At 32.5% G+C, this 18,287-nt stretch carries 10 protein-coding genes, 1 tRNA gene and 1 pseudogene; 9 read left to right on the top strand and 3 right to left on the bottom strand.

Translation table 11 applies throughout. The features are described from left to right. Positions 1 to 26 precede the first annotated feature (26 nt). The gene (locus OXU93_RS01500; protein ID WP_267384734.1) at positions 27 to 221 is read right to left on the bottom strand and encodes a DUF2862 domain-containing protein; all 195 of its coding nucleotides are present in this window, start codon (positions 219 to 221) and stop codon (positions 27 to 29) included. Between the two features lie 180 nt (positions 222 to 401). Here OXU93_RS01500 and OXU93_RS01495 point away from each other — a divergent pair, with 180 nt between their 5' ends. The 3 genes from OXU93_RS01495 to OXU93_RS01485 are packed head-to-tail and all read left to right on the top strand — an operon-like array spanning position 402 to position 2,916. Continuing rightward, on the top strand, positions 402 to 1,208 hold the full coding sequence (locus OXU93_RS01495) for an ABC transporter permease (protein ID WP_267384068.1): 807 nt from the start codon (positions 402 to 404) through the stop codon (positions 1,206 to 1,208). Between the two features lie 7 nt (positions 1,209 to 1,215). Then, on the top strand, positions 1,216 to 1,959 hold the full coding sequence (locus tag OXU93_RS01490) for an ABC transporter ATP-binding protein (protein ID WP_267384067.1): 744 nt from the start codon (positions 1,216 to 1,218) through the stop codon (positions 1,957 to 1,959). Positions 1,960 to 1,983: 24 nt separating this feature from the next. Next, positions 1,984 to 2,916: an NAD-dependent epimerase/dehydratase family protein gene (locus OXU93_RS01485; RefSeq protein WP_267384066.1), complete on the top strand. Its 933-nt coding sequence runs from the start codon at positions 1,984 to 1,986 to the stop codon at positions 2,914 to 2,916. 790 nt (positions 2,917 to 3,706) lie between these two features. Here OXU93_RS01485 and pheT read toward each other — a convergent pair. Continuing rightward, on the bottom strand, positions 3,707 to 6,145 hold the full coding sequence (gene pheT, locus OXU93_RS01480; RefSeq protein ID WP_267384065.1) for a phenylalanine--tRNA ligase subunit beta: 2,439 nt from the start codon (positions 6,143 to 6,145) through the stop codon (positions 3,707 to 3,709). A gap of 2,261 nt (positions 6,146 to 8,406) precedes the next feature. On the opposite strand from pheT, the pseudogene rimK reads away from it, so the two are divergent. Beyond that, a pseudogene (gene rimK, locus OXU93_RS01475) lies at positions 8,407 to 9,302 on the top strand (30S ribosomal protein S6--L-glutamate ligase). A gap of 465 nt (positions 9,303 to 9,767) precedes the next feature. After that, positions 9,768 to 10,481, top strand: coding sequence for a DUF2993 domain-containing protein (locus OXU93_RS01470; protein ID WP_267384064.1), 714 nt, complete (start codon positions 9,768 to 9,770; stop codon positions 10,479 to 10,481). Between the two features lie 254 nt (positions 10,482 to 10,735). On the opposite strand, the gene OXU93_RS01465 is transcribed toward OXU93_RS01470, so the two are convergent. After that, positions 10,736 to 10,809, bottom strand: a tRNA-Pro gene (locus tag OXU93_RS01465). 84 nt (positions 10,810 to 10,893) lie between these two features. Here OXU93_RS01465 and lipA point away from each other — a divergent pair. From lipA to ligA, 4 genes are all read left to right on the top strand, one after another. After that, positions 10,894 to 11,763, top strand: coding sequence for a lipoyl synthase (lipA, locus tag OXU93_RS01460; protein WP_267384063.1), 870 nt, complete (start codon positions 10,894 to 10,896; stop codon positions 11,761 to 11,763). A gap of 1,220 nt (positions 11,764 to 12,983) precedes the next feature. Then, positions 12,984 to 13,802, top strand: coding sequence for an ATP-dependent sacrificial sulfur transferase LarE (gene larE / locus OXU93_RS01455; RefSeq protein ID WP_267384062.1), 819 nt, complete (start codon positions 12,984 to 12,986; stop codon positions 13,800 to 13,802). Between the two features lie 137 nt (positions 13,803 to 13,939). After that, positions 13,940 to 14,818 carry a lipid kinase gene (locus OXU93_RS01450; protein ID WP_267384061.1) on the top strand — a complete coding sequence of 293 codons (879 nt, stop codon included), beginning with the start codon at positions 13,940 to 13,942 and terminating at the stop codon, positions 14,816 to 14,818. 725 nt (positions 14,819 to 15,543) lie between these two features. Then, entirely contained in the window at positions 15,544 to 17,574 is a 2,031-nt protein-coding gene (gene ligA / locus OXU93_RS01445; protein WP_267384060.1) for an NAD-dependent DNA ligase LigA, read from the top strand. The last annotated feature ends 713 nt before the right edge of the window (positions 17,575 to 18,287 follow it).

The raw sequence follows: 18,287 nt of genomic DNA, 5'->3' as shown, positions 1-18,287 counted from the left end.
GGAAATTTCTAACTTATTTTCTTTGGTTATTTAACTGGTTTTAATTCATCTTCAAAGAACCAAACTGCAGTTTTATCAGTAAACTGAACGACTGCCCCGATGCCACTCCCATCAGTCATTTTAAAGTCCTTAACAGTTCCTTGTTGACCTAATTTATTAAGGATATCTTTGGAGACTCGATCCCGAAGACGGTAAACTTGAACTTTTTGCCCGATTTTCATACCCACTTAATTCTCAATTAAAGTAATGAAACTTTCCTTAGTGTAGCTGAATCTGGCCCTATGTTCATCCTAAAAAATCAGTTAAAATTTGTAGGTCTACATTGTGAACAACTCGACAAAGGTGCCTTACATTGAATACAATACCCCTTTGAATCATAATTCATCATTCCGATTCCTATTATGAGTTTATCGGCACAAGCCAGCCTAAAATGGTCGCCCTTGAGGCGATATTTGGAGCTGCTCCATATTTTGGTTGAACGTAATTTAAAAGGACGTTATCGAGGTTCGTTTTTAGGGGTCTATTGGTCGTTGCTTAACCCATTGATTATGACAGGGCTTTATGCTGCAATTTTTGGGACAGCCTTTGCCAGATACTATAACAATAGTACTTTAAACTATGTTCTAGCAGCGTTTACAGGGCTAATTGTTATCAACTTTTTCTCGGCAGCTACTAGTCAAGCCCTAAGTAGTGTGGTCGGAAATGGGCCTTTGCTTAATAAAATTAGACTGCCTCTCTCTATTTTTCCTGTCTCAATGATTGTGGCTAACATCTTTCAATTTGTGATGGGTCCATTGCCATTATTAGCAATAGTTACTTTACTGATTAACAAAAACCCCATTAACGTAGTAGCGTTAATATTTCCCCTAATTGCTTTAAGCCTGGTTTGTACCGGAGTCGGATTTTTAGTAAGTGCTTTATTTGTGTTCTTCCGGGATTTGCCTTATTTTTACGAGTTAATTTGTTTTGTTCTTTGGATCAGCTCGCCTGTATTCTACCCAACTGAAATTGTTCCTACTAAGGTCAAATCCTTTTTACTACTGAACCCCTTAATTCCTATTATTGAAAGTATTCGTCAAATTTCCTTATCAGAGACTTTACCTAATTTAATGTTAATTGGGCATTCGTTTCTTAATGGAATTATTCTCTTAATGCTAGGGTGGACTTGTTTTCGCGCCTGGCAAAACCAATTTATGGACTTGCTCTAGAAGTTACATGACGGAAGTAATTAGACTCGATCAAGTTTCTTTATCCCGCAGAACCCAAGAGGAGTTCTCTTATGATTTAAAGAAAACTATTCTCTCCTTCTTAGAAGGGAAGTATCGCCAACCCTCAAAAAAATTAATTCTTGATCAAATTAACTTAACAGTGAAAATGGGGGAAAAGATTGGCATTATTGGAGCTAATGGTTCGGGAAAATCTACCTTGCTCAAAGTTATCTGTGGCATTTTACAGCCATCTACAGGGCAGGTTAGAGTTAAAGGAGAAATTGCTCCCTTAATTGAATTAGGAGCGGGTTTTGACGCGGAATTATCAGTAACCGATAATATCATCCTTTATGGAGTAATGTTAGGATTTTCTCGTCAGGATATGAAGAAGCGAGTCGCGTCCATTTTAAACTTTGCTGAGTTAGAGGAATATGTGTGGGCTCCGGTAAAAGCTCTTTCATCAGGAATGACAGCTCGTTTGGGGTTTGCCATAGCAACTGATATTGAACCCGATGTGTTAATTCTTGATGAAGTCCTTTCAGTAGGAGATGAAAGTTTTAAGCACAAATGTCAAATGCGAATGGATAAACTATGGGGAAGTCATACTACCATTTTAGTGGTTTCTCATGGATTGGAGTTCATTCAACAATCTTGTGATCGCGCTATTTGGTTAGATCGCGGTAAAATTCGCTTTGCAGGTAATACCGATGAGACAATTGATTGTTATTTAACGTCAGTTCAACAAAATTAAAGAAATAGGATTATATCAATAGCTATGAAAATATTAATCACTGGAGGTGCGGGTTATATTGGGTCAGTTCTGACTCCAACCCTATTAGCCAAAGGCTATGAAGTGACGGTTTTAGACAATTTTATGTTTCGCCAAAATAGTCTGGCCGATTGTTGTCAACACGATGCATTCAATATAGTACGTGGTGATTGTCGTGATGAATCTATCATGAAGGAATTGCTTCACGATACAGATATTATTATTCCTTTAGCTGCCTTGGTAGGTGCGCCTCTTTGTGGTCGAGATCAGGTAGGAACCAAAACCATTAACTATGAGGCAGTTAAACTTATTTGTGACCTAGCTAGTCCAGAACAACGTATTTTAATGCCTGTTACTAATAGTGGTTACGGTATTGGAACGTCAGGCAAGTATTGCACTGAGGAATCTCCTTTACGCCCTATTTCTCTCTATGGAACTACGAAAGTGGATGCAGAAAAGACAGTTTTAGAGAGAGGAAATAGTATCACTTTTCGTTTAGCTACGGTATTTGGGATGTCTCCTCGAATGCGGGTAGATCTCTTAGTCAATGATTTTGTTTACCGCGCTTTTTATGATCGTGCTGTGGTGATTTTTGAAGGGCATTTTAAGCGAAATTATATCCATATTCGGGATGTGGCTAAGGTGTTTGTTCACGGGATTGAAAATTTTGAATCGATGAGGGGTAAATCTTATAATGTTGGACTCAATGATGCTAATTTATCAAAATTAGAGTTGTGCGCAGAAATCAAAAAATATCTGCCTAAGTTTGTTTATTTAGAGGCCCCTATCGGGGAAGACCCTGACAAGCGAGATTATATCGTTTCCAATGATCGAATTCTGGGTACAGGATTTGAAACAGATTGGTCTTTAGGACGTGGGATTAAAGAGTTGATTAAAGGTTATACAATTTTGAGAAACACTCTCTATTCTAATATTTAAAAATTAAAAGGGAGTTAACAATAACTCCCTTTTTTATTGCTTCACTTAAACTAAAAGAGTATAAAGTATTTTAACGAAAAAATTTTGTTTAGAATCGGACTTTTAATATTATTAGTTAATAATTATATATCATAATTGGACTCGTATTTTTTACTAAAATTTAAGTTTTTTTTGTTATTTCAAGAAAATCATCTATCTCTTTTAAATAAATAAAAGTATAGCAGAATTAAAAAATATTTTTTATTCTTATCTAAGATTTGTTATAAAGATAATAATCTTTTATATACTTTATTTTATAAAAATATTTAATAGTAAAATTAAAGTGTTAGATTGATTTTTATAAATACTTATTTGATAAATTATAATTTTTTATATAAAAATTACCATTGCTGAATAATAAAATTAATAAAAAATGTTTAGTACCCAAAATTGTAAGTATTTGTTTATATGGGTTATCTATAACAAAATATTTGATGTTAATTGACAATAGCAAAAATACTAATAATCTAATTGATTAGTTTATGAAAGTAAGTGAATACGGCTATATTTATATATCATCACTGAATCAAACTTGAAAACTAAGCGTAGTATATTTTTATACCAAATCATCAATCATTAAGTAATATTGGAATTTATTACCTATTTTTTTACACTTTGGTTTCAATCAAATAACATTAGTATCAATCCCAATTAAGTTGATAATCATAATTATTTTTAGTTTTTTATAGAGTTAATCTAAGAAATGGGGAACCCTATCATCATAATAGTTGAGCCCCAAAGTTTAGATTCATTAACTACGAAGTATCACTTCAAATCTCTTTACTAAAGCATTACGAATTTTGTCGTGAATTGGTTCAACATCACCATCTGTTAAAGTTCGATTGTTTGCACGATAAGCTAGACTGAAGGCTAGACTCCGTTTTCCTTTAGGAACATTTTCACCTTGATATTGATCAAATAACTCAACCCCTGTCAGTAAATCTCCCCCTGTTCTGTTCATTACTTTTATTAAGTCTGAAACGGAAACTTTTAGGGGGGCAAAAAAGGCTAAATCTCGTTCTACTGCGGGGTAGGTAGAATAAGGAGTGAAGATAGGGTTTATTAACTCTTTTTGTTTCAACTTTTCTAACAACACATTGAAATTTAAAGTGAAAGCATATACTGTGTCAATTAAATCTTTTTCCTGTCGCAATTGAGGATGCAGTTGTCCAAAAATTCCTAATTGTTCTTTTCCAATCCATAAAGATGCAGTACGTCCAGGATGCAACCTTTTATCGCCATTATAGGCTAGGTAAGTGATATCCAATCCTAACCTTATAAAGACATTTTCAAGTATACCTTTTGCTTCATACCATTTCATGGGAACAGATTTGCCTCCTTGAAGCCACCCTCCTTGAGGGAACATATCACCGCCCATAATTCCTGCAACTTCGTCAAATTCTCTATATTCTCCATTGACTGTGCGGAAAATTCGCCCGATTTCAAAAGCATTTAGCGCACCATTTCTTTGAGATTGATTATAAGTAAACGCATCAATTAAGCCATCAAGTAAATTGGTTCGTAACGCTGCATATTCAGCAAATAAAGGATTAGCAATGATAATGTCTGCTTTTTCTGGTTTAACTAGAGAATATTGAACAATTTCTGTCAACCCTGTAGCGCGAAACATTTCCCGAATTTTACGTTGAATCTGATAATTGAAAGAGAGTCCTCCAGGCTCAGTTTTATCAGGAAGTTCTTCACAGAAATGCTCGTAACCATACAAACGCGCTACTTCCTCAATTAAGTCAATCTCCCGTTTTAAATCCTGATAACGGTAGGAAGGCACCGAGACTTTCCACACATTATTTTTATTCTCGACAGGGACTAGATCACATCCTAGGTTGATTAGAATGCGTTCTACATCCTTGGCAGCTATATCGGTACTTGTATCATCTTTTTTAATGGGTCCTAAAATCTGATGTATCCGTTCTAATCTTAGAATAATGGATTCAGTGGATAAATCGAGACGATTGTCTTCCATGACTTGAGTAACAGGATTTCCTCCTGTTAATTTTATAATGAGAGTAATTGCAAGATTGCACGCTGTTTCTAACTCAGATTGATTAATTCCTCTTTCATATCTTGCAGAAGATTCGCTACGTAGATTCTGGGAACGAGAGGAGCGACGGATCATCACTCTATCAAACAAAGCAGCTTCAAGCACAATGTTCTGAGTAGTGTTGTCCACACCGGTTTCGTATCCTCCCATAACCCCTGCTAAAGCAACAGGTTGATTATTAGCGGTAACGACTAAATTAGCAGATTTTAAATTTCTTTCCTGCTGATCTAGAGTTTTTAAGGTTTCTTGTTCTGTTGCAAGTCGTACCCCTAAGGTTAACGGTATTTTTTTTGCAACAGTTTCTAGCTTATCTCGATCAAATGCGTGTAGAGGCTGTCCCCATTCTAACAAAATTAAATTTGTTACATCCACCACATTGTTAATGGGGCGAATTTCTGCTGCTTCAAGTCTGTTTTGCAACCATTTAGGGGACTGTGCAATTTTTACATTTTCAATGACAGTTCCTATATATGCAGAGCAAACATTTCCATCTGATGCATTAACCTTGAGAGAATAGGAGGACTGTTTAGGAAAGGGAATTATAGGAGATTCTGGTAAATTTAACTCTCCTCCTGTCAATGCTGCAACTTCTCGCGCAATTCCTACCATACTTAATGCGTCTGCCCGGTTAGCGGTAGGGCTAATATCAAGAATTATATCATCTAATCCTAATAAAGGACGAGCATCTACCCCTAATTTAGAACTATAGCCCTCAAATATATATATTCCTGTTGATTCCTCGGATAAACCGACTTCGGAAAGGGAACAGATCATTCCCTCAGACTTAATTCCTCGAAGTTTTGCAGGTTTAATTTTCAAGTTAATTTTGGGTAAATAGGTTCCTATAGTAGCTACAGCAACAATACTATTAGCCACTACGTTAGGTGCACCGCAGACAATATTTAAATAGCTTTCTTTTCCAATATCTACTTGACAGACACTTAATTTATTGGCATTGGGATGGGGTTGGCAATCAATAATTTTTCCAATAACTACTCCATCTGCCCATTGACGACGATCTTCTATTTGATCAACCTCTAATCCTGCGGTAGTTAAAATATCTGCTAATGCTTCAGAGGGAAGGGTGAAATTTATTAATTCCCTTAGCCAGTTGACCGAAATTCTCATGATGTTTTGATTCTCTTTACTGTCTACGATCGTGACCAGTTTTTAGTTTACCTTCTCGGTGGTCTATCTTGTAACTGGAGATAATCATTTACAATGATACTTTTTGTAAAAAAACAAATTATATTAGCTAATTTTTAAAGTCCTAACATTTGTGCTATCTATTTAAAATAAAATATACTTTTGAGTTCGTATAATCCAGAATATTTGATGGTATAATAATTATTATTGATTTCTAATTTATTTAGAATAGAATCTATTTTTAAAGAATTAATTTGTAATTTCTTTTTACAAAAAAGTATAATATTTATATATTAATTAATAGTTTATCCGCTCTTTTAGAATACTTGATATTTATATAAAGCTTAAATTCATTATGTGTTCTGCTTTTAAATAAACCATTCAGCTAAAATAGTAATTAAAATAATTAGGCTCACTCTATTGAAGTCAATTTTAACTCTACAGATACATATAGAATATCATTAGAGATGCTATATATTCTATGTTTAATCAAGTAACAATTTTTTTACAGCAAAACAAGAAATATCAACTTAAATTATCCAATACTAAACAATTAAATACCATTGTACAGTTACAGTTATAACTTGTAAATTATAAATAATGTCATAGAGTTATTGAGATTTATGTTATTAAGCTGACTATTAAGTTTAAAATATAGACAGTAACTAAAGTTATTTAGTTACTATAAGAAGAGTTAATGCTGGGCGTCATTAGTAGATATAAAATATTGCTATAAGTACTTGGCAGTTATAATAAATACAAAGACATTAATTCTATTTCACTATTTTTTATAAAAAGTAGTGAAATAGAACTAATATGTGCAGTGAACTAATAAAAAGATAAGTTAATATATATTTTTATTTACTATGTTAGTTTATATTTATTATCTAATCTTTAGAAAAACTTACTAAGTACTTTTAAGTAGATATCAAGGCTCATTTTAATTACCTTTATAAATTAAAATATTATTTAGTAATTTAACAGTATCAATTATTAAGCTTTATATGCCTAATTAGACTTAGTATGTCTAAGTCTAAGTTATTAATATTTTAATTTAAATATATCTATATTAAGTATCCACTAATTAAATAACATACAATCTTACGCTGATAAGTATCTTTCTCACAAAATAAAATATTGTATATTTTTATATTTTTTAAGTTTTACTTGTTTTTATAATTATTGCACTTACTTGCTTATATAAAAATACTAATAATCCATAATAGATTTTTTTATTTAAACCATAGTAAATTCTACTATAGAGAACTTGTGTTAAGATAATAATACTTGGTTTTTAACTAAATATTGTATCTAAGATAATAAGAAGAAAAAGAATTAAAAATATAACTAATATAATAGTATTTAAAGCCAATAATACTTTAAATTTTTTTTATAAAAAACAATCTATTGTTTAAGGGTAAAAATTGCTAATTGTCAACAATAATTACTGTTAATATCGGTATTTTATTTTTGTTTTAAATAGTAGTTATCCAAGGTTTTTAAAAAATTGAAGGAGTAAAATAGCGACAATTTCTAGACTGTTACGGAATAAAAATTAAGTTTTTAAGGATAAACTATGGACGTCATTAATGGATTTTAATAATGATAACATTTTATTGTAGAGTTTGTGGTAAGATGAATTATTTTCTGTTACTATTTTAGTATTTTGTCTGAGGTAAAAACTAGTTTTTGGTAAAGTTTAATAACTAGCTTTTTAAATAGTTACGTTAATAGTTATGTCCAAAATTATTAATATTTTCACAGTCAATAATTACTAATTATCTAACTTAATGACTGAGAAGAAATATTAACAGTTTTTTGTTAATAAATGCAAACAAACAACCTGGACAGAATTGAAAATCAGAGTAATTAAAGCAAAGTTGATACAAGGACAAAAAATATAATCATTTATTTTTCACACTTTTACTATTAAAATTCTTGTTTTTCTTAAAAATAAATTGTTTGATAAAAATTTATGCAGTATCTTTCTGATAAGAATAAATGATAAGTGCTGAGGCTGAATTTAATTGTTAAAACATAGAAAACTTAGAAGTTCGATAGGACATTTTCATCCACGGTTTGTAATTAAGAGAATGATAAAATCGGAGAGTTAACGATGACTCATTTAGCTATCTTGAACTGATTGAGATGTAATGAGTTTTCAAATGTTGTTGGGCTTTCGAGCAATGTGAGAAGTTCTTATGCAGATAGGTTATTTATGCAAAGTCACTGAGGAAAGTAATATGAGAATAGCCATTTTATTTCAAAATACGTCTCTTTACTCTTTTAAGCGTCTTATAGAAGCTGGAGAAGAGAGGGGACACGAAATGTATGTTATTGATTACTTAAGCTGCTACATGAACATTGTCTCTCAAAAACCTTCAGTAGTTTATCAAGGTTAACCTCTGGAAAACTTTGACGCGATTGTTCCTCCTGATTAGTGCATCAAATACATTCTATGGAGCTGCAATAGTAAGACAGTCTGAAGCCATGGTAGTCTTTAGTGCTAACGAATCCCATGGCTATTGCTCGATCTAGGGACTAACTCTGTTGCTTACAAATTCTCGCCTGTGAAGGAGTTGGACTCCCTATTACAAGTTTTGCTCACCCTATTGCAAGTGTTGATAGCTTAATTGAGATTGTCGGCGGTTTACCTCTGGTAGTTAAATTACTGGAAGGAACTCACGGAATTGGTGTAGTTTTGGCTAAAACTAACCAAGCTGCTAAGTCAGTTATTAAAGCATTTTGGGAATTAGATTCTAATATATCAGTGCAGGAATTTATTAAAGAAGCTGAGAGCGCAGATATTCGCTGTTTTGTTATTTCGGATAGAGTAGTTGCATCGATGAAACGACAAGGTATAGACGGAGAGTTTCGCTCAAGTCTATACCGAGGAGAGAAGTCCGAAAAAATTAAGTTGACTCTAAGAGAACAAGGCCCTGCCATCCAACCTGCTAAGGCAATGGGGTTGAGAATCGCTGGGAAGGCAATGGGGTTGAGAATCGCTGGGGTAGATATGGTTTATTCTAGTCGAGGTCCGGTGGTAATAGAAGTAAATTCTTCCCCAGGGTTAGAAGAAATTGAAAAGGTAACAGAGATAGACGTAACAAGCAAAATTATATATTTTTTGACCAAATAAAACACCTCAAAAAAAAATGTGGTCACATTCGATGTTAAGAAGTCAAGATTGACAGAAAATTTAAAGTTAGATAAACGGCAGGAGAAGTGATCGAACTAGACGAATGTCATTTAGAGTTTCCTATGGCTAACTTATCTACTGTATCAGTTTGCTATAGTACAAATGTCAGTTACGTTAGTAAAAGTGAATGAATATAGATAGATATGAGCATCCCGCAGTGTGATTTTTGTTTAGAGGTAGGATTTTAGAAAAAGTATTGAAAAAGCAGAAACTAGGAGTTTTGATCGAGTTTTTTAGGGAAACTAGCACAAAGATGCATGCCAATGTTAATGGGACCGTGATTGTAATTGTATATGCCCAAAATACTTTAGTTAGTCAGGGTGATGGATTTGTTTATTGAGTTATTCTTAACTTAGTTATTGCGCTATAACAAGGAGTCAGTGCTTAAAAATTCAATCAATCATCATGTGGATTCGTAAACCCAGCAATATTATCAGTAAGGTTCTCTCTCCCGCAGTTAAACTATGGTTGCGCTCCCAGCTAGATCATGTGGATATTCTAAAAATGAAGATTCAAGGAAGTGATTCGCAGATGTGGGGAGGATATATCCCAAAAATTCTTCTTAATACTAAGGGTGTAGTTTATCAAGGATTACATTTAGAGCAAGCAGATGTTACTGGAGAAAATATACGTATCAATATCGGTCAAGTGATTCAAGGAAAACCTTTGCAATTACTTGAACCAATCCAAATTTTAGGAGAAGTGAAATTAACTGAAAAAGATTTACAAACATCTTTAACTTCTTCTTTATTAAATGATGCTTTTCAAGAGTTATTGGTTACTTTACTAGTATATCAACACGTTAGTGATCCTCGGCATACTTTAGACCATTATAAAATAGTCTGGCGGAGAGTAATATTAAATAAATTAGGTTTTGAATTACAAGGATTAATCACTAGAAATGAAGTCTCTAAAGAAATTATTATTGAGGGACAATTAGAATTAATTTCCTCACAAAGTTTACGCCTAATATTTCTAAAGGCAGAAGGACTACCAGAATTAAATGATAATTCTTTAGGTGACTTAGAATTAGATTTAGGTTCAGATGTGATGATTGAATCTTTAAAACTGGAAGATAATCAGTTATTTTGCCAAGTAAAATTGTTGGTTCGTCCCTAACAATAAAATAGTGACTATTATTTGTTTCATGAATTTAATAATTATAATTCTTCTAATTTTAGATAATTGAACACTATTTATAGAAAAATCAATTCTATAATAGAACTTTGAAATAATTATATAGATTATCTGAACATAGAATAAAAATAACTGAAACTTTACCTCTAAATAAACAATTTAGAGGTAAAGTTTCTATAAAAGTAGCAACACTAAAGTGTTAGAAAATGACATTTAATTATAAAAAACACAACAAATCGGGATGACTGGATTCGAACCAGCGGCCCCTTCGTCCCGAACGAAGTGCGCTACCAAGCTGCGCTACATCCCGTAGACGGTATACTCCCCATTCTATGTTACCATATCCTTTAGGATCTACTGGTGTAGATAATCCTATCACAAGAAAAAGTAAAAAGTGATGGTTAAACCAGAATGGTTAAGGGTAAAAGCACCTCAATGGCAGCGTGTTGGTAGTGTAAAAGAAATACTACGAGATTTGGAACTTAATACTGTTTGTGAGGAAGCATCCTGTCCTAACATTGGGGAATGTTTTAATGCACTAACTGCTACTTTTTTGATTATGGGGCCAGCTTGTACTCGTTCTTGCCCTTACTGTGATATTGGCTTTGAGAAGAAACCTAAAGCTTTAGATCCCTTTGAACCCCTAAAGTTAGCTCAAGCTGTTAAACGTATTAACCTTAATCATGTAGTGATCACGTCAGTGAACCGAGATGATTTGCCCGATGGAGGTGCTTCTCAATTTGTACGCTGTATTAAAGAAATTCGGAAAATTTCTCCAAAGACAACTATTGAAGTACTTATCCCTGATCTATGTGGTGATTGGAAAAGTTTAGCCATCATTCTAAAAGCGAAACCGGAAGTGCTTAATCACAATATAGAAACTATTCCTCGTTTATATCGACGAGTCCGCCCTCAGGGCGATTATGAAAGATCACTTGAACTTCTACAACAAGCCAAAAAATTAACCCCTCAAATTTATACAAAATCTGGACTCATGCTAGGTTTAGGGGAGACTGATGAAGAAGTACGTCAAGTTATGATGGATTTACGCCAAGTCGACTGTGATATTTTAACTCTTGGACAGTATCTACAACCTTCTTCCAAACATTTAGATGTTCATACATTCGTCAACCCAACTAAATTCGATGATTGGCGCAAGTTCGGTGAATATATTGGTTTTATACAAGTAGTATCTTCTCCTTTAACTCGTAGTTCTTACCAAGCCGAGAAAGTCCAAGAGTTAATGAAACGATATCCCCGCTAAAAACTAATTTCTAATAAAATTCTAAGTATATATCCCTGAGTATACCATATACTTGAACTAATACAAATAGTTAGAATTAGTAATATTAGAATTAATTCTTCGTAAGAATAAAATTGATTACAATGGTTTGTCAAAATGACTCATTTAGTTATGTTAATAACAGTAAAATCTAGAATGGCATCTAAATAACTTTGAGCATAAGTTATATAAAAAATAAACAGCGAATTATACAGCTATTTTAATAAGCATAGAATAAAAAAAAACTATTATTTTTTACCAGAGAACAAATATATATATATAAATATATTGTTGAGATTCAAGATTATTTATCAAAATATAAAAAACAGAATAGATAGTAGATACTATATAAAAGTACCTAAAAAACACTTGCTAATACTAAAATAGTACTTGTAAGATTTCATTCTATAAAATAGATTTATTAAGGTTAGCTAAAAATTTTTTTTTAAAATTAGTGCAACCTCTATTTAATCTTTTTAAATCTTGAATAAAAATGTATTTTATTTTAGTTATTATATTTATAATATTGCGAATCTTTTTAAGAGAAATAAACATATATTTTAATAGTTTAAAATATATGTTTTTGAAATCACCTAGAATTATTATTTTCATAGTTTTATATTAAACGATTACTGTACTAATCTTAATTTTATTAAAAAAAATCAAGATTAGTATAATTAATTTAAAGCCAAAAAATAGCATATTTTCTTAGCAAGATTTTTTTACAATTTGATTATTGACAATCAAAATTTACATTTTTACTTTTATAAATTAGTCTTAACAAGACCAACTACTTCCAATTGTTGATATTGGAATATCTCTTCTCTTTTGGTATGGTAATTTAATATTTAATTAGACAAATTTTTATATAATGTTGATGATATTTAGCTTACCAAAAAAGTCGATAACTCTAAAAGTAATACCTACCCTAGATTATATTGATGATTACATTAATATATACGTTTCTTTCGCAGATACGAAGAGACAAGAAATATATTTTAAGCTTTCCAAAAAATTTAAAGTTATCCTAACTGTCGTCATAGATAGAGTTAGTTTTACTCTTGTCATGTAATTTAGTTTAACTTAATAAAAAACATCTGAATCTTTAGAGCTCTGCAATAGAAAAAGACAGTTGCTTTACTCCCTAGTTACCAATTAACCTAGAGAATAGAAAAAAAGTTAAAAGTAAAAATATTATAATAATGCTTGAAGCAAAACTAAGGCAAATCAAAACTATTTTTAGTCAAATGGAAAGAGTATTAATTGCCTATTCTGGGGGCGTTGATAGCACTTTAGTGGCTAAAGTTGCTTATGATACGCTGGGAAAAAATACTTTGGCGATAACGGCGATCTCTCCTTCTTTACTACCCGAAGAGTTAGAAGATGCCAAAACTCAAGCAACTGCCATCGGTATTACCCATAAATGGGTGGAAACCAACGAAATGGAGAATCCTAATTACACGGCTAACCCTATTGACCGTTGCTATTTTTGTAAAAGTGAACTCCACGATACCCTGAAACTTCTAGCGTTACGGCTAGAATATCCCTACATAGTCGATGGGGTAAATGCTGATGATATTCAAGATTATCGTCCTGGAATTCAAGCAGCCAGAGAACGAAATGTGAGATCACCTCTTGTAGAAGTGGGCATCACCAAAACTGATGTTCGGCAACTATCCAAAAAATTAGGGCTTCCTTGGTGGAATAAACCCGCTCAACCTTGCTTAAGTTCCCGCTTTCCCTACGGAGAAGAAATTACGGTTAGTAAACTACAACGAGTCGGACGAGCAGAGATTTACTTACGCAAATTGGGCTACAAAAATTTTCGAGTTCGTTCTCAAGGAGATACAGCTAAAATTGAATTAATTCCAGATCAAATTCAGGAATTTATCCTTAATGTTAATTTATCTCAATTAGTAACTCAGTTTCAGGGGTATGGCTTCATGTACGTTACTCTAGACCTAGAAGGTTATCGTAGTGGAAAATTAAATCAAGTTTTAACAGCAATGACGCCTGAATAGGGATCCCCCACAAAGATATTCAACTTTTCAAGAAATCAGTAGGGTTATTTCCTGAACGTATATTGTCTGATTCATACCTTCGCCTACGAGTAGAATTGCTATAAACTATTAATCATTCACTAACCTAGCCCTAACTCATGACAAAACGAGCATTATTGCTAATTAATCGCCATGCTCGCAAAGGTCGAAACAGCTTCGCTCACGCCGTAGATGTCTTAAATGACCTAGGTTTTGAGTTAATTACTGTTCCAGTTAGAAACCCTGAGTACATGTCCGAATTAATACGCCGCCACCAAGATAGTATAGATTTGGTGATTGTAGGGGGAGGGGATGGAACCTTAAATGCAATAGTAGACAGTTTGGTAGATATGAAACTGCCTTTAGGTATTTTACCTTTAGGAACTGCTAACGATCTAGCTCGCACCCTGAAAATTCCTTTAGCAGTCGATCAAGCGTGTCGAGTAATCGCCCAAGGTAAACTTAAATATATTGATCTCGGTTGCGTTAATGGAAAATATTTTTTTAATGTAGCAAGTCTTGGGCTAAGTGTAGAAATAACTGGAAAGTTATCAAAGGGAGCAAAACGTCGTTGGGGAATTTTGGCCTACGCTATAACTGCATTGCAAGTTATTGGACAAACTCGCCCTTTTAACGCTGAGATTGTAGTAAATGATAAATCAGTCCGTGTTAAAACTATTCAGATTGCGGTAGGTAACGGAAGATTTTATGGAGGAGGAATGGCTATTGCTAAAGATGCAACTATTGATGATCAAAGGTTAGATCTCTATAGCTTAGAGTTAAACTATTGGTGGCAAATATTTCCTCTGTTATGGCGACTTCCTCAAGGACAACATGGAGTGTTACCCTGGGTACGAACTATTGAAGGAGAGACAATGGAAATTTATACTCGTAAATCTTATTCTATTAATACCGACGGAGAGATTACTAGCCAAACTCCGGCTGCGTTTCGAGTGATTCCACAAGCTTTAGGAGTCTTGGTTCCTTCATTAATTTAGAATTACTATTAATCATTAGTTTATAGTAGTTTAATTAATATAAATTTTTATCATATAATAGCCTCTTAATGAGAAAGGCAAAATTCATAACTTATGTTTTAAGTAAGATATATAAAATCAACTACTTTATTAGGTAATATTAGAGAAAATCTTAACTTTTTTAGTCCTCATCTATAATCTATACAGATAAAATAGTTATTTATCGATAAGTAGATTCATTAAATGATGTACTATTTTGATATAGACTATACCATCTACTAATGATAGATCTCTAAATGTCTGCTAAAGTAGGTATGAATTAAAGCTTAAATTTATTGCCTAAAGAAAATAAAAAATAATCATTAATTTATTCAGTTGTTTAATTCTAAAAAAGAATATAAAAGGTGACTATTTAAAAGTCTAAATACATGAATATTTTTGTAAGACAGTAAAAATAACTGGCAACTACATAGAATTAATTAGTAAAGAAAGAAACCATCATTATTTATCGTAACCTCAATAGCAGGTTGCGTGAATAATACTTATTTATCCAGCTTTTATTTTTCTAACAATTCTAGACAGTCTAAATAAAAGTTGCAGTTTCTACCTCTATAAAATTGTTATGAATTCAAAATCTGTTTTTTATAGTTATAGAATACAGTTATGAAGAAAGTTTTTGAAGTTATTAGCTACTAAGTTATCAGACTTAGTCTAGAAAAAACTTTTTCTTAGTATCTTGAGGCAGAATGAAGATGTTAACACCAGAAATCAAACAAAGAGTCGCAAAATTAAGACAACAACTACAAAAAGCTAATTATGCTTATTATGTACTCGATAATTCCATCATGGAAGATTCTATTTATGATCAACTTTACCGAGAACTACAGAATATAGAAAAGCAACATCCGTCATTAATTACCCCTGATAGTCCTACTCAACGAGTGGGGGATAAACCAAATTCTCGATTTATTTCTGTTATTCATAGCATCCCTCTTTATAGTCTAGAGAATGCTTTTAATATTAAAGAATTAAAGGAGTGGCAAGAACGCTGGCAAAGTTATTATGCAGTCAGTAATAATGAAAAAATTGACTATGTTTGTGAACTAAAAATCGATGGGGCAGCATTAGCTTTAACTTACAAAAATGGATTATTAATTAAAGGAGTTACTAGGGGAGATGGAAAGACAGGAGAAGATATTACTCAAAATGTGCGGACTATTCAGTCTATCCCACTAAAATTAGCCTTAGATAATTCTCCTACTATAGTTGAAGTTCGTGGTGAAGCTTTTTTGCCACTCGATGAGTTTAAGCGCTTAAATGTAGAGCGAGAAGAAGTAAAAGACCCCCTCTTCGCAAACCCCCGTAATGCTGTCGCCGGAACTCTCAGGCAGTTAGATCCAAAAGTAGTGAGTCAACGGCGGTTACAGTTTTTTGCTTATACTTTACATCTCCCTCAAAATAACTCCTTAAATAGTCAATGGGAATCTTTAAAATGGCTAAAAAATCAGGGGTTTTTAGTTAACCCTCACCGCGAATTATGTCCCTCTTTAGAAGACGTTGTTAATTACTTTCGTCACTGGGAAATCTCCAGACGTTACTTACCTTATATGACTGATGGGGTAGTGATCAAACTGAATAATTTTGGATTACAAAAACAATTAGGATTCACCCAAAAATTTCCTAGATGGGCTATCGCTCTCAAATATCCCGCAGAAGAAGTCATAACTAGAGTTAAGGAGATTATCGTAAACGTGGGAAGGACAGGGGCTGTTACTCCTATGGCAATCATGGAGCCTGTCCATTTAGGAGGAACCATTGTTCAACGCGCAACATTGCACAATCACGATCATCTGACTAAATTGGATATCCGTATAGGAGATACAGTAATTATTCGTAAAGCAGGAGAAATTATTCCAGAAGTATTACGAGTTTTACCAGAATTGCCTCTTCTTCGTAGTAAACCATATTCAATGCCTAGCCATTGTCCTGAATGTGGTTCAATGTTAATCCGTCCTCTGGGAGAAGCCGTGACACGATGTATTAATATTTCCTGTCCAGCTATTTTACGGGGGAGTTTAGTTCACTGGGTTTCTCGTGACGCCTTAAATATTCGGGGATTGGGAGAAAAAATTATTGTTTTATTAATTAATAGTGGATTAGTTAAGTCTATTGCAGACTTATATTGTTTAAGCACTGAAAATATAGCCATTTTAGACCATATAGGTCAAAAATCTGCTAGCAATTTAGTTGCCGCTATTGAAAATAGTAAAAAGCAACCTTGGGCACGAGTTCTTTATGGGTTAGGGATTCGTTATGTAGGTAATGTTACAGCCAAATTGTTGGCTGATAACTTTTGCACCGTGGAAAAATTATCCCAAGCATCGATAGTATCTTTAAGTTTAGTTCCTGGAGTAGGAGAAGGAATTGCTAAATCAGTTTTTAATTGGTTTAATATTTCTGAAAATATAACCTTGATTAAACGACTAAAAAATGCAGAAATACAATTACAAACTTATGATGATTTAATACCAAAAACGACATCAAAATATACAAAAATACTAAATAAAATTTTTGTTATAACAGGAACACTATCAACTTTGACACGTAATGAAGCAAAAAAAATGATTGAAATAGAAGGGGGAAAAGTAACAAATTCAGTGAGTAGTAATACCGATTATTTAGTTGTTGGGAAAAGCGGAGGGTCAAAAATAATAAAAGCTAAAACATTAGGAATTAATTTATTGACTGAAAAAGAATTATTAAGTATGTTTGACTGAAATTATTAATGGCAAGAAAATAAAAATATAATTTTTTATAAAAGAAATTACACATTTGTCAATTAGGCGAAGTATAAAATATACTATTCTTGATATCTTAAGTATAAATACAAGATAAGTTTACGCTTGTCTTATATGATAAGTATAATAATAAGTATTACAATGTGTATTTTACAGTAGTAAGAAAAGTCAACTTTTTCCTTGAGTTTAAATCAAAAAGTATGGTTAATCAAACTAGTTTATATTATTAGACAGAGCATAAACTATACAAAAGTATTTTTTATTATGATTCTAATTGTACAATTAGTTTTATCAAAATATCCAGTATATTCTCCTTTTTTATTCCAGATAATTACTTTTCACTTCTTAGATTATTCAATTGAATTATAGGGAAAGTTTTCTCCCGAACTAGACAAGTAATATAGACTCTCATTACATTATCTTCTACATAAAGACTAACATTTTTATGTTTATAATTTTAACAATTAGGTTTTGCCACTACTATATTAGCTATATTTTCGTAGCCTGTAGACTTTACTTCTTGATTAAGGTTACCCAAAATCACACTGATTTTTTGATTTATATATCTTGTTGTTTTTTATTTATTTTGAGAAATATAAGCGTTTATATTTGCTGTTACTATAGTAGGTTAACAGAATGGATATTAACTAGTACATAACATTTCTTACTTTTTATCTTGCCTTACAGTCCAT

It is taken from the genome of Cyanobacterium sp. uoEpiScrs1 (assembly GCF_947331815.1).
Lineage (GTDB): Bacteria > Cyanobacteriota > Cyanobacteriia > Cyanobacteriales > Microcystaceae > Rippkaea.
The sequence above is the reverse complement of the archived record's forward strand: the minus strand, read 5'-3'. Positions and strand labels throughout refer to the sequence as shown.